Origin of the sequence: Acrocarpospora macrocephala (assembly GCF_009687865.1) — a bacterium.
Taxonomy (GTDB): domain Bacteria; phylum Actinomycetota; class Actinomycetes; order Streptosporangiales; family Streptosporangiaceae; genus Acrocarpospora; species Acrocarpospora macrocephala.
Map to the genome: position 1 here is coordinate 127,604 of NZ_BLAE01000004.1, position 13,029 is coordinate 140,632.

The 13,029-nt window shown below is 68.0% G+C and carries 10 protein-coding genes; 3 read left to right on the forward strand and 7 right to left on the reverse strand.

Annotated elements, in window-relative coordinates:
• Positions 1-205: 205 nt before the first annotated feature.
• Positions 206-1,078, reverse strand: coding sequence for a succinate--CoA ligase subunit alpha (gene sucD / locus Amac_RS02165; protein ID WP_155352566.1), 873 nt, complete (start codon positions 1,076-1,078; stop codon positions 206-208).
• A 12-nt stretch (positions 1,079-1,090) separates the two neighbouring features.
• Entirely contained in the window at positions 1,091-2,242 is a 1,152-nt protein-coding gene (sucC, locus tag Amac_RS02170) for an ADP-forming succinate--CoA ligase subunit beta (protein ID WP_155352567.1), read from the reverse strand.
• 99 nt (positions 2,243-2,341) lie between these two features.
• Between sucC and Amac_RS02175 the strand changes: the two genes are divergently transcribed.
• The 3 genes from Amac_RS02175 to Amac_RS02185 all read left to right on the forward strand — a co-directional run bounded on the left by Amac_RS02175 (position 2,342) and on the right by Amac_RS02185 (position 5,359).
• The gene (locus Amac_RS02175; protein ID WP_155352568.1) at positions 2,342-4,219 is read left to right on the forward strand and encodes an MFS transporter; all 1,878 of its coding nucleotides are present in this window, start codon (positions 2,342-2,344) and stop codon (positions 4,217-4,219) included.
• A 125-nt stretch (positions 4,220-4,344) separates the two neighbouring features.
• Positions 4,345-5,076, forward strand: coding sequence for a GntR family transcriptional regulator (locus tag Amac_RS02180; RefSeq protein ID WP_155352569.1), 732 nt, complete (start codon positions 4,345-4,347; stop codon positions 5,074-5,076).
• A gap of 73 nt (positions 5,077-5,149) precedes the next feature.
• Positions 5,150-5,359 carry a hypothetical protein gene (locus Amac_RS02185; protein WP_155352570.1) on the forward strand — a complete coding sequence of 70 codons (210 nt, stop codon included), beginning with the start codon at positions 5,150-5,152 and terminating at the stop codon, positions 5,357-5,359.
• Between the two features lie 1,176 nt (positions 5,360-6,535).
• Here the strand turns inward: Amac_RS02185 and Amac_RS02190 are convergent.
• From Amac_RS02190 to frc, 5 genes are all read right to left on the reverse strand, one after another.
• On the reverse strand, positions 6,536-7,525 hold the full coding sequence (locus tag Amac_RS02190; protein ID WP_155352571.1) for a TerC family protein: 990 nt from the start codon (positions 7,523-7,525) through the stop codon (positions 6,536-6,538).
• Positions 7,522-8,091 (reverse strand): hypothetical protein, encoded by a 570-nt coding sequence (locus Amac_RS02195; protein WP_155352572.1) that lies wholly within the window; start codon positions 8,089-8,091, stop codon positions 7,522-7,524. The genes Amac_RS02190 and Amac_RS02195 overlap by 4 nt, the downstream gene beginning before the upstream one ends.
• A 1-nt stretch (position 8,092) precedes the next feature.
• Positions 8,093-9,499 (reverse strand): Nramp family divalent metal transporter, encoded by a 1,407-nt coding sequence (locus Amac_RS02200; RefSeq protein ID WP_155352573.1) that lies wholly within the window; start codon positions 9,497-9,499, stop codon positions 8,093-8,095.
• A gap of 172 nt (positions 9,500-9,671) precedes the next feature.
• On the reverse strand, positions 9,672-11,798 hold the full coding sequence (locus Amac_RS02205; RefSeq protein WP_155352574.1) for an acetate--CoA ligase family protein: 2,127 nt from the start codon (positions 11,796-11,798) through the stop codon (positions 9,672-9,674).
• Between the two features lies 1 nt (position 11,799).
• The gene (gene frc, locus Amac_RS02210; protein ID WP_155352575.1) at positions 11,800-13,026 is read right to left on the reverse strand and encodes a formyl-CoA transferase; all 1,227 of its coding nucleotides are present in this window, start codon (positions 13,024-13,026) and stop codon (positions 11,800-11,802) included.
• Positions 13,027-13,029: the final 3 nt, after the last annotated feature.

The window sequence follows — 13,029 nt, forward strand, 5'->3', positions numbered from 1 at the left end:
GCTGAGATCGCGTCCACACCACCCACCCCCACGAACGAGTTCCTCCCGCTTCGGCCCGAGGTGACGAGCGCTCCAACCAGAGCCGCGTCACTACCGCCACCCCGGCCAACAGCCCTCCACCCGCTTCGGCGCAAGAGCGCCACGGCTGAGATCGCGTCCACACCGCCCACACCCACGAACGGGCTTCTCCTGATTCGGCGCGAAATCATGAGCTCTCCAGCAGGGATCGCATGAGGCGGGCGGTTTCGCTAGGGGTCTTGCCGACGCGGACGCCGACCTTCTCCAGGGCTTCCTTCTTGGCCTGGGCGGTTCCGGCCGAGCCGGAGACGATCGCGCCCGCGTGGCCCATAGTCTTGCCCTCCGGGGCGGTGAAGCCCGCCACGTAGGCCACGACCGGCTTGGAGACGTGCTGCTCGATGTAGGCGGCGGCGCGTTCCTCGGCGTCGCCCCCGATCTCGCCGATCATCACGATGGCGTCGGTGCCCGGGTCCTCCTGGAAGGCCTGGAGCGCGTCGATGTGGGTGGTCCCGATCACCGGGTCGCCCCCGATGCCCACGGCGGTGGAGAAGCCGAAGTCGCGCAGCTCGTACATGAGCTGGTAGGTCAGCGTGCCGGACTTGGAAACCAGGCCGATGCGACCGGGCGTGGTGATGTCGGCCGGGATGATCCCGGCGTTCGAGAAGCCCGGGGTGATGAGCCCGGGACAGTTCGGGCCGATGATCCTGGTCCGGCCGGAAGCGCGGGCCCGGGCGAGGAAGGTCAGCGTGTCATGCACGGGCACGCCCTCGGTGATGACCACGCAGAGCCCGATGCCCGCGTCGACCGCCTCAAGCACCGCGCCCTTGGCGAACCTGGGCGGCACGAAGACCACCGAGACGTCCGCGCCCGTCGCCTCCATCGCCTCGCCCACGCCGGAGAACACCGGGATGCCCTGATGGGTGGAGCCGCCCTTGCCCGGGGTGACCCCGGCCACCACGGTGGTCCCGGCGGCCACCATGCGGGTCGTGTGCCGGGTTCCCTCGGCGCCGGTCATGCCCTGAACGAGCACTCTGCTGTCTTTGGTCAGGAAGATCGCCATCTTTACCGCTCCTCACGCAGCCGAACGGGTCAGCCGGGCCGCCTCTTCGGCGGCGCCGTCCATGGTCGGGACCTGCCGGACGGAGGGATGCGCGGCCCGGCTCAGAATCAGCCGGCCGGCCTCCGCGTTGTTGCCGTCCAGCCGGACGACGATCGGGTGCCCGTGGCCGCGTTCCCCCAGCGAGTCCAGCGCGGCGACGATCCCGTCCGCGACCGCGTCACAGGCGGTGATCCCGCCGAACACGTTGACCAGGACCGACTTCACGTCCGGGTCGGACAGGATGATCCCCAGCCCATCGGCCATGATCTGGGCGGACGCCCCGCCGCCGATGTCCAGGAAGTTCGCGGGCCGGGCACCCGCCTGGGCGACGACGTCGAGCGTGCTCATGACCAGCCCGGCGCCGTTCCCGATCACTCCGACCTCGCCGTCGAGCTTCACGTAGTTGAGCCCTTTGGCCTTGGCCCGGCTCTCGAGGTCGTCACCGTGGCCGGGATCGGCATCCCCGGCCGGATGGCGGAAGGAGGCGTTCTCGTCGAGGGTGACCTTGCCGTCAAGGGCGATCACGCGGCCGTCGGCCGTGCGGGCCAGGGGGTTGACCTCGACGAGAACCGCGTCCTCCTCGACCATGACCCGCCAGAGCCGGACCAGGACATCGGCGATTTCCGCGTGGATCTCCTCCGGTAGCTGGGCCCGCTCGGCGATCAGCCGCGCCGTCCGCTGATCGACTCCGGTCAGCGGGTCGATCGGCAGCCGCACCAAGGCTTCCGGGCTGGTGGCCGCGACCTCCTCGATGTCCATGCCGCCCTGGGCGGAGGCCATCGCGAGGAACGCGCCGTTGGCACGGTCGACGAGGAACGCCGCGTAATACTCCTCCACGAGCACGGTGGCCGGTTCGACCAGCACGCTATGGGCGATATGCCCCTTAATGTCCATCCCGAGGATCGCGCGCGCCTCCTCTTCGGCCGTAGCCGGGCCCGGCGCGACCTTGATGCCGCCCGCCTTACCCCGCCCCCCGACCTTGACCTGCGCCTTCACGACCACCGGCATCGCCAGCTCGGTGGCGATGGCACCCGCCTCCGCCGGCGTGGTCGCCACCGCACCCCCGGGGATCGGGACTCCGTGCCGGGCGAACAGCTCCTTCGCCTGATGCTCGTACAGATCCATAGAGCCCTCCTCAACCGGTTCCTGTAGACGGTATACCGTATGGCATGTGCCTCGTCCAGCCCTGGACAGGGAACTGGTACCTGGGATATGCCATACAGTATGCAGAATGCAATCGAGGTCCGCGACTGGCGGGGCAGGACCTACCTCGTCGGCCCCTCCGCCACCGAACTGCTCAGCCGTCCCCGCACGTGGATGTTGTGGTCGGCCTGCGCGGCCATGGCGGCCATCGCCCCCATGCAGTACGGCTACGCCGCCATCTCCCCGCAACTCGCCACGGCCCAGGGGTTACCCCTGGCGAGCACGCTCATCCCGCTCGCCGTCTGGCTGGCCTGCCAGGCGATCACCGCCCTCGCCACCGCGATCCTGCTCTCCCGCGGCCGGCTCCAAGCCCGCTCAGCGCTCCGCCTCGGCGCGCTCCTGTCCGGCGCGGCCCTGCTCACCGTCGCCGCCGTCGGCCACCCCCCGGCCCTCTCCGGCCTGCCCGTGCCCACCGCCCTCATCGTCGGATACGGCCTGCTCGGCGGCATCGGAGCGGGTTTGGTGTACGGCGCCTGCACCCAGACGGTCGCCCGGTGGTACCCGGATCGCCCGGCCATCAGGGTCAGCGTCGTGACCGGCGCTTTCGCGTACGGGACGATTCCGCTGGCCGTGGCCGTCGGCCTCGACCATGACCTGCTCGGCCCGGCGTTCCTGGTGGCGTCGGGGGTGGCCGTGATCGTCGTCACGGCGGCGGCCTCGCTGCTGCGCACGCCGCCGTCATTGTGGTGGCCGCCGGAGGTCGATCCGCGCGCCTGGGCGCTGGACCGATCGGTCCTCCACCGGCAGCCCCGGGCGGCGCGGCAGTTCTCGCTCGGCGAAGCGGCCCGAACCCGGTGCCTGGCCGTGCTTGCGTTGATCCTGGTGGTCGCGGGGGCGATCGGGATCTTCAACGTGATCGCCATGGCGATCGCCCTGGACGCCGTAGGCCCGATCATGGCCGCGTTCATCGCCCTGATGTTGCTGCTGAACGGTTCGGGACGGTCCGCCGCCGTCCTGCTCGCGGAAAGGTTCGGCCGACCCCGGGTCCTGTCGCTGGTGCTCCTGTCACTGGGCGCGGGACAGGCACTGCTCGCCCTGGCTGGACTGGCCACGCGGACCGAAGCCCCACTCGGAGCCGAACTCGGGGCTCAGCTCGGAACTCAGGCCGGAGCCCAGATCGAAACCCAGGCCGGAGTCCAAGATGCGATCCAAACCGGAGTCGCGCATGCGGTCCAAGCTGGCGTCCCGCATGCGGTCCAAGCTGGAGTCGCGGATGCGATCCAAGCCGACGTCCCGCATGCGGTCCAAGCCGGAGTCGCGGATGCGATCCAAGCCGGAGTCCCGCATGCACTCCAAGCCGACGTCCCGCATGCGGTCCAAGCCGGAGTCGCGGATGCGATCCAAGCCGGAGTCCCGCATGCACTCCAAGCCGACGTCCCGCATGCGGTCCAAGCCGGAGTCGCGGATGCGATCCAAGCCGACGTCCCGCATGCACTCCAAGCCGGCGTCCCGCATGCGGTCCAAGCCGGAGTCGGGGATGCGGTCCAAGCCGGAGTCCAGGCCGCGATCCAGATCGAGGGTGCCGGAGCCCATGCGGGGGTCCATGCCGCAGTCCAGGTTGGAGCTGAGATGGGAGCAGCGGGTGCCGGGCTCGGTGCGGGGCTGCTGGCCCTGGCGGGGGTGATCCTCGCCGGGATCGGAAGCGGGGCGTGTTATCCGCTGATCGCGTCATTGGTCCGGGAATATTTCGGCGATGAACGCATGTCGGGCATTCATGGTGTGGTCTACTCCGCCAAGGCCGTCGCGGGATCCGTTGGGGTGGGTCTCGCGATCTGGGGATCGATGGACATCGTGGCGGCGTTCCTCGCCGCGGCCGCTCTGTCGATCGTCGCAGTGGGGCTGTGCGGGCTGTTACGCAGGCCCGGATTGCCCGCGACCCTCCCCATCAGAGTGCTGTGATCGATCTCACCTTGGGCCTCACCATAGGCCGTAGTAACAAGAATGTATGCTGTAGGCAGTCGACGACAAACATTTAGACGTCAGACTTTCGGCGAAAATGCCGTCCATTCTGGAGTTGAGAACGAATGCTCGCGAACCAGGGAGCCACTGCGAAGATCGCCCGGCCCACGACGCTCAGGGAAAGTGTGTTCGAAGCGATTCTTGAGTTGATCATCGTCGGGAATCTGGAACCCGGCCAGCATCTGGTCGAGAACGAGCTGGCCGACATCCTCGGGGTCTCACGCCAGCCCGTGCGCGAGGCGCTCCAGCTGCTCAGCGGGGAAGGGTGGGTGGATCTGCGTCCCGGCCACGGCGCGTTCGTGCACGCGCCGACCGTCGCGGAGGCCGACCAACTGCTGGCGGTGCGCACCCTGCTGGAGACCGAGTCCGCCCGCCTGGCCGCGCGCAACTCGGACGAACCGGGAGTGGCACACCTGCGCATGTTGTGCGCCCGTGGCCTGGCCGCGTTCGAAGCCGACGATGTGGACGGCTCGGTGGCCGCCAACTCCGACCTGCACGCCGCGGTGACCTCACTGTCCGGCAACCAGGTCCTCGCCGAGCTGACCTCGCAGGTCGCCCGGCGGGTGCGGTGGTATCACACGCCGGTCGCCCGGCAGCGTGGACGGGCGTCCTGGGACGAGCACACCGCGCTGATCGACGCGATCGCGGACGGCGACGAGGACCAGGCCGCCGAGATCATGCGCCGGCACACCGAGCACACCCGGCATTCCTACCTGGAGCAGCGGGCCAGCCAGGGCGAGGAAAGCGTGTCCGCACCGGTCCGGCGTCGCCGGCCGCGTGCAGCCGCCACAAGTTGACACGCCTTTCATCGGCCGCCCGTTTCCCTGAAACACGCCGGGTGGAGGATGGAACGGAAAGGAGGTGACCTCCATGAAGGCGTTTCTGCACCGGCTCCGCAATCTCCGCGACAGACCCGACAGCGGCACTGCCGACGGTGGCCCATTTGGCCTGGGCCTGGCGACCGCGATGCGTAACTACTACTCCGCCCACGACGCCGATCAGCATCTGCGCCGCTGGGCTACCGAACAACACCCCACCACCACTCCCGCCGATCGCTCCGGCGACCACCACCCACGCTAATCCGAGCACCATCAAGCGAGCACCATCGAGCGAACCCATCAACCGACCATCTAGCACCAAACACCCACAACCGAGCACCAGAACCGAGCACGTAGAACCGAGCACCCAAATCCAGACACCAGATCTAAACACCCAGATCTGACCACCAGGGGCAGAGCCGGACCAATGCCCGCCGCGGCCTCCGCGAGCGTCCCCCACCGGCTCCCCCAAGCGAATCCCTCCAGGCCCGGATCCGTCAGTAGCCCGGCACAGGGCACCCGGCCGCCAAGGGACTTCGACTCCAAGACCAGCCGGACCTCACCGTCAAATCGACGCCGAGGTCCAACAGAACGAGCAGTTCACCGACTTGCTCTCCGCTATCCGGCGCCGATCACGCCGGTGACGGTTCTCACCACACCAGCGCCAAGAGTGGCGACGGCATCTTGTTGGAATCCTTAGCACTCCTGGAAGTCCATCAGGCGCTGCTTGGAATTCCTGGCACCCCTGGAACTCCACCGAGGCACTGCTTGGAATTCTTGGCGCTCCTGAATCACCGCCGAGGCGCTGCTGTGGGCACTCTGATTCGCTGATGACCTCTTGGCGTTCCAGGAGATCTTGACGTAGTGACCCTTCGCGTTCCCGGAAGCGCCTTTGGGAACGCGACTCGGTATCCGCGAAGCTATTGAAATGCGATCCTGGCGACCCCGCCAAGCCCTTTGGAAAGGCGAAATTGGCACCCCCGAAGCTTAGAAGGCGACCTTGGCCGTTGAAAAGGCGACCTTGGCACCCGTGAAGCTTAGAAAGGCGACCATGACGGCTCACCAAGCTTTGTTCGGACGGTGACCCCTTGGCTTGGAAGGCAACCACGACACCCCGGAGGGCGCTTTGGGAAAGGCTAGGCGATCCCAATTTGTGAGATGGGGGTCTTTTGCGTGGGCTTTGTTGAATGACTGGATTGTGAAGCGGAAAGGGTTGGCGGGCGGTCCGGGGAGGGCCGCCCGCCTGGGTGGGTGGATGCGGGTTCAGGAGAGTAGGTGGATGCGGGTTCAGGAGAGTAGGTGGATGCGGGTTCAGGAGAGTAGGTGGATGCGGGTTCAGGAGAGTAGGTGGATGCGGGTTCAGGAGAGTAGGTGGGTGGAGGGTTTCAGGAGAGGTTGGCTGGGGTTACGGCGCCGGCCTGCTCTTGGCCCTGTGGGGTTAGTTGTCGACTTCCGCGGGTTCGCGTTGGATTTGGGCGGCCGCGCGGCGAGTGTCGGAGCGGGATTTGATGAGGCTGGCGATCGTGGTCAGGACCAGAGTGCCGATGATGACGCCCAGGGAGACCAGGATCGGGACTTCGGGCGCCCAGGAGACGCCGTCGTGGTGCAGGGCTTCCAGGATGAGCTTGACGCCGATGAAGGCGAGCACGATCGACAGGCCCTTGCTGAGGTAGATCAGGCGGTCCAGCAGGCCACCGATCAGGAAGAACAGCTGGCGCAGACCCATCAGCGCGAACACGTTGGCCGTGAACACCAGATACGGCTCCCGGGTCAATCCGAAGATCGCCGGAATCGAGTCCAGGGCGAACAGCAGGTCCGTCGTCCCGATGGCCACCATGACGATGAGCATCGGCGTGACCAGCCGGCGGCCGGCGACCTGAACGGTGAGTCGCGCCCCGTGGTAGACGTCGGTGGCGGGCAGCACCCGCCGTACCGCACGGATCGCGATGTTCTCCGAGAACTCGGCTTCCTCCTCCTCATGTCCGATGAGCTTCCACGCCGTATAGACCAGGAACGCGCCGAACACATAGAACAACCAGTCGAACCTGGCCACGGCCTCGGCTCCGGCCGCGATGAACAGACCGCGCATCAACAGCGCGATCACGATGCCGACCAGCAGCACCTTCTGCCGGTACAGCCGGGGCACCGAGAACCGGCTCATGATCAGAAGGAAGACGAACAGGTTGTCCATGCTGAGCGAATACTCGGTAATCCATCCGGCGAAGAACTCGCCGCCTCGGGCGGGCCCGGCCACGAGCAGCAACCCGCCGCCGAACGCCGCCGCGAGCGCCACGTAGAAGAGCACCCACCACGTGCATTCGCGGAAGGACGGCTCGCGCGGGTTGCGCGCGACCAGATAGAAGTCGAAGGCCAGTACCAGGGCGAAGACGCCGATCGTGGTGAGCCACACCCAGATGGGCAGGTTCATCGAGCTCCTTTCTTCGTCTTGGCCCGCCGCCGGTCACGGGCGCGCGACAACGTTTCGGCGTGCTCGACATACCGCCGCAGCAGCAGGGCCGCCTCGGGGTTGTGGTCGGTCAAGCGCATCAGCCACTGCGGCATGAAGCGCTCGTGCAGCCAGAGGAACCCGATGGCGAAGCCGAGACTGACCATGGCCTGGTAGGCGAGGAAGCCGCCCAGACCGCCGGACAGGAACACCTCCCCGTGCAGGACGAGACCCGCGGCCGTCTCCTGGAACAGCCGGGACAGCGGGAAGGCGATGAGCCAGAAGACCCCGGCCGGGGCGAAGACGCCGGGCCGGAACAGGCCGCTGACCCTGCCGCCGAGGAGGCGGGGGCCGAGCAGCGTGCCGTACGCCCCGCCGAACAGGCCGAGCGGCAGGGCCAGGGCGAGCGCCGAGACGGCGGCCCAGCCGGTGGACTGCCCCGCGAGGAGGGTCAGCCCACCGGCCATGGCGCCGGCGACGACTCCGATCGACAGCCCCGGGATCGCGAGCTCCGCGTAGTGTCGTCCGAATGATCGTCCAGGCGCCATGTCAGCCCACTACCACGCCGAACGCGAACAGGCTGTAGAGCAGCATGCCGAGATAGAACACCGCGCCGAAGCCGATGATCACGTTCGTCCAGATCTTGGGCCGGATGGGTTTGGGCAGCATCCGGTTGTTCACCAGCAGAAGTGTGACGCAGTAGGCGCCCATCGCGAACGTTGACAGGAACGCCAGCGTGTCGAGGATGCCACTGGGCCCGTCCGCGGGACCGAACAGCAGGATGAGGATGCCGAAGGCGATGACGCCCCACAGGAACGCGGCGTAGAGGTGCGACATGCGCAGCCGCTTGGCGCCGCGGACGAAGTGGTAGGTCATGTCGGCCTGACCGCGCGAGAACGAGTCGAACAGGCCGAGGGTGGCGTTCAGCCCGATCAGCGCGATGAAGCCGAGGAAGACCCCGCCCAGGATGGAGCTGCCCGCCGAGGCGAAGGAGTCGGCCATCGCGGTGAGCGCGGCTCCCCGCTCACCGTTCTCGATCACGTCCTTGACCCCGGGGGTGTTCCTGGCCGCGGCCTGGGCGATCACGGTGAACGAGATCGTCACCAGCATCGTGATGCCCCAGAAGAGCAGCAGCGCGTCAAAGGTGACCCAGCGCCGCCAGCCCCTCCACTTGCGCATCTCCTCCGGGTTCTCGGTGTCGAACATGAAGCCGCGCGACGGCATGGCCTCTTCTTCGCCGGCGTGCCGGAGACCGCGGATCTGCGGGATGTGCGCGCCCATACCGGCGCCGGAGTCGCGCAGATGCAGCGTGTACCACATCTGCTGCATGCCCGAGGGACCGGCGAAGGCGATGGAGCCCACGATGACGGGGAACCAGGCCGCCGACATGGCTTCCGACGGCAGGTAGCCGAAGGAGAACATGCCGGTGATGGTGTTCACCACGTCACTCCAGGTGCCGACCATGGCCGCCACGACCGCGGTGCTCACCACGAGCGTGCCGATCAGGACCGACAGCACGCTCTCCAGGAAGCTGTAGATCACTTTGGCCAGGCTGAAAACAACCCCGACCAGGAGTAATCCGACCACGGCCGTGACCGTCCATGGAATTCCTGTTATCTCTTCGAACGCCGCCGCGCCCGCCGACAGGTGGCCTGGCCAGATGTAGACCAGGATGGCGGCGACGAAGAAGAACCACATCAGTGGCTTGAAGACCCGGGCGGCGCCGAAGAAGATGCTCTCTCCGGTGGCCATCGCATACCGCGCCATCTCCAGCATGACGACGGCCTGGAGGGTGACGCCGATCAGGAACAGCCATCTGATCTCCGGCCCGAAGAGCAGGACCAGCCGGGGCCACATGTAGGACTCGCCCATGCCCACGCCGAGCGCGACGAGGAACACGGTGGGCCCGAGGATGTGCACCGACGGGGGCGCGTCGGGCAGCGTGCGGATGGGCATCGGCTCCAGTTTGCCCGCCCGCCATACTCGTTCTTCTTGATCCGCTGGGGCAGCCGTGTGCTCGGTCGCCGGTGTTCTTGACGTGTCCACGTATGGACCTCCTCGGGAGTTTTGATTGGTCCCGCCTATCCCCGATTCGCCCCCTCGCTGTGGTGCGACCCCCCGCCCGCGCTCAGCCGCTCAGCAGGCCGGCCGCGCGGGCCCAGCGATACTTCGCGCCGAGCACCGCCACCGGTCGCTCCGTGGTGTACGGATAGGCGATGACGCCGTGGTCGAAGAGGTATTCGCACGCCTCCTCGACTTCGACGTCACCGGCCAGCGACGCCACCACCGGCTTGTCGTTGCCCTTGGCCCGTTCCTCGGCCACGACCTTGGAGACCAGCTCGGCGAAGACCATCGGCGGGGTGACGATGGTGTGCCAGTAGCCGAGCACCAGGGCGTGGATCCGGGGATCGGTCAAGCCGAGCCTGAGGGTGTTCTCGTATGTGCTGGGCGGCTCGCCGCCCGTGATGTCGATCGGGTTGCCCGCCGCTCCGAACGGCGGGATGTAGGCCCGGAACGCCTCGTCCAGGTCGGGCGGGATCTCCATCAAGGTGAGCCCGTTGTCCACGCACGCGTCGGAGAGCAGCACGCCGGACCCGCCGGCGCCGGTGATGATGACGACGTTCTCGCCCTTCGGCGTGGGCATGAGCGGCAGCGACCTGGCGTATTCCAGCATCTCGTTCAGCCCGGGGGCGCGGACCACGCCCGCCTGCCGCAGGATGTCGTCGTAGACCTTGTCGTCGCCGGCCAGCGCGCCGGTGTGGGATCCGGCGGCACGGGCGCCCATGGCGGTCCGCCCGGCCTTCAGCACGATCACCGGTTTGGTCTTCACCATCCGGCGCGCGGCCTCCACGAAGCCGCGCCCGTCCTTGAGATCCTCCAGGTGCATGGCCACGAGGCGGGTGTTGTCGTCCTGCTCGAAGAAGGTGAGCAGATCGTCCTCGTCCACGTCGGCCTTGTTGCCGACGCCGACGATCGCCGACACGCCCATCCGGGTGCTCCGGCTGAAGCCGAGGATGGCCATTCCGATGCCGCCGCTCTGCGACGTCAGCGCCACGCTGCCGCGCACGTCATACGGCGTGCAGAAGGTCGCGCACAGGTTTTCCGGAGTGTAGTAGTACCCGTAGATGTTGGGGCCCAGCATGCGGACACCGTGCCGCCGGGCGATCTCCACGATCTCCTGCTGGCCTTCGACGTTGCCGGTCTCGGCGAACCCGGACGGGATCATGATGGCTCCGGCCACGCCCTTGACGCCCGCGTCCTCCAGCGCCCCGGCCACGAACTGGGCGGGGATGGCGAACACGGCCACGTCCACCTCGCCGGGCACGGCCGCCATGTTCGGATAGGCCGGTAACCCCAGGATCTCGGTGGCTTTCGGGTTGATCGGATAGATCCGGCCCTGGTAGCCGCCGTTGATGAGGTTCCGCATCACCGAGTTGCCGATCTTCCCGGTCTCCGCGGAGGCGCCGATGACGGCCACCGCGCGCGGTTTGAAGATGCGTTTCATCGAGGCGAGGATCTCCTCCCGCGACAGCCGGACCGGCTCTACGGCGGGTTCGGCGGCGAGCAGGATGCGCACGTCGGCGGCGACCGCGCCGTTCGCCGAGGCGAAGACGGGGTTGAGGTCGACTTCGGCGATCTCGGGGTGGTCGGCGACGAGGGCGCCGACGCGCTCGATCATGCCCGCGAGCGCCTCGCGGTCGGCCGGCTCGGCCCCCCGCGCACCCCGCAGCACTTCCGCCGCTCTGATGTCATCGAGCATCCCGAGTGCATCATCGCCTGAAAGCGGGGCAAGCCGGAAGGTCACATCCTTCAGGACCTCGACCAGGACGCCGCCCAGGCCGAAAGCCACCACCTTGCCGAACGTCGGGTCGGTCACCGCGCCGATGATCACTTCGTAGCCGCCGCCGACCATCTGCTGGACCTGCACGCCGTCAATGGCGGCGTTCGGGTCGTACGCGTGCGCGGCGGCCATGATCTGGTCGTAGCCGGATCGGACCGCGTCGGGGGTGGCCAGGCCAACGAGCACGCCGCCGGCCTCGGTCTTGTGCAGGATGTCCGGGGAGACGATCTTCAACACGACCGGGAAGCCGATCTCGGCGGCCAGCGCGACGGCCTCGTCGGCCGAGGTGGCCAGTCCCTCGCCGGGGGTGGCGATCCCGTACGCGTCGCAGATGCGTTTGCCCTCGGGAGCGGTCAACGCGAGCCGGCCCTCGGCCCTGGCCTTCTCCAGGATCTCTCCGACCTCATTCGACATCTCAGACAACTCCGTCTCTCTTCAGCTGGGCCAGCTCGTCGGCGGTGACGCCGAGCCCGGCGTAGATCTCCTGGTTGTGCTCGCCGAGCAGGGGCGGCGTGGTCACCTCGACCGGGGAGTCGGAGAGGTGGAGCGGGCTGCCGACGGTGACGAAGGAGCCGCGCTCGGGGTGATCGACGGTGATCACCGCGCCTTCTTCGCGCAGCGATTCGTCCTCGACCAGTTCGCGGGTCGACAGGATCGGGCCGCACGGGATGTTCTCCGCGTTCAGCCGGTCCAGCACCGCCCACTTGTCGTGCTGGATACTCCATTCCTCGATGAGCTGGAACATCTTGTCGAGCTTGGGCAGCCGGGCCTCCGGCGTGGCCCACTCGGGGTCCTCGGCCAGCTCGGGGCGGCCGATGATCGCCGACAGCGGGCGCCAGCCGACGGGTTGCACGATCACGTAGATGTAGTCGTTCGGCCCGCCGGGGGCGCAGCGCACCGCCCAGCCCGGCTGGCCGCCGCCGGAGGCGTTGCCCGACCGGGGGACCTCATTGCCGAACAGCTCGTTCGGATACTCCCGGAGCGGGCCGTGCGCCAGCCGCTGCTGGTCGCGCAGCTTGACCCGGCACAGGTTGAGCACGGCGTGCTGCATGGCGACCTGGACCCGCTGGCCCCGGCCGGTCTGGCCGCGCTGGTAGAGGGCGGCCAGGATGCCGGCCACGGCGTGCACGCCGGTGCCGGAGTCGCCGATCTGGGCGGCGGTGGCCAGCGGCGGGCCGTCTTCGAAGCCGGTGGTGGACATCGAGCCGCCCATCGCCTGGGCGATCACCTCATATGCCTTGAAGTCGGCATACCGCCCCGGGCCGAAGCCCTTGATCGACGCGTACACCAGGCGGGGGTTGAGTTCCTGCAGCCGCTCCCAGGTGAAGCCCATCCGGTCGACGGCTCCGGGGCCGAAGTTCTCGACCAGGATGTCGGCCTCCTTGACCAGGCCGGTGAACAGCTCCTTGCCGCGCGCGCTCTTCATGTTGAGCGTGATGCTGCGCTTGTTGCAGTTGAGCATCGTGAAGTAGAGGCTGTCCACGCCGGGCAGGTCACGCAGCTGCTGCCGGGTGATGTCGCCGGTGGGCGCCTCCAGCTTGACGACGTCGGCGCCGAGCCAGCCGAGCAGCTGGGTGCAGGACGGGCCGGACTGCACGTGGGTCATGTCGAGGACGCGGACGCCCTCCAGGGCCTTTCCCATGCC

Coding starts and splice junctions, on each gene's coding strand:
- sucD (WP_155352566.1), bottom strand. CDS start 1,078: ATGGCGATCTTCCTGACCAAAGACAGCAGAGTGCTCGTTCAGGGCATG.
- Amac_RS02195 (WP_155352572.1), bottom strand. CDS start 8,091: ATGGCGCCTGGACGATCATTCGGACGACACTACGCGGAGCTCGCGATC.
- Amac_RS02185 (WP_155352570.1), top strand. CDS start 5,150: ATGAAGGCGTTTCTGCACCGGCTCCGCAATCTCCGCGACAGACCCGAC.
- Amac_RS02180 (WP_155352569.1), top strand. CDS start 4,345: ATGCTCGCGAACCAGGGAGCCACTGCGAAGATCGCCCGGCCCACGACG.
- sucC (WP_155352567.1), bottom strand. CDS start 2,242: ATGGATCTGTACGAGCATCAGGCGAAGGAGCTGTTCGCCCGGCACGGA.
- frc (WP_155352575.1), bottom strand. CDS start 13,026: ATGGGAAAGGCCCTGGAGGGCGTCCGCGTCCTCGACATGACCCACGTG.
- Amac_RS02205 (WP_155352574.1), bottom strand. CDS start 11,798: ATGTCGAATGAGGTCGGAGAGATCCTGGAGAAGGCCAGGGCCGAGGGC.
- Amac_RS02190 (WP_155352571.1), bottom strand. CDS start 7,525: ATGAACCTGCCCATCTGGGTGTGGCTCACCACGATCGGCGTCTTCGCC.
- Amac_RS02175 (WP_155352568.1), top strand. CDS start 2,342: ATGCAGAATGCAATCGAGGTCCGCGACTGGCGGGGCAGGACCTACCTC.
- Amac_RS02200 (WP_155352573.1), bottom strand. CDS start 9,499: ATGCCCATCCGCACGCTGCCCGACGCGCCCCCGTCGGTGCACATCCTC.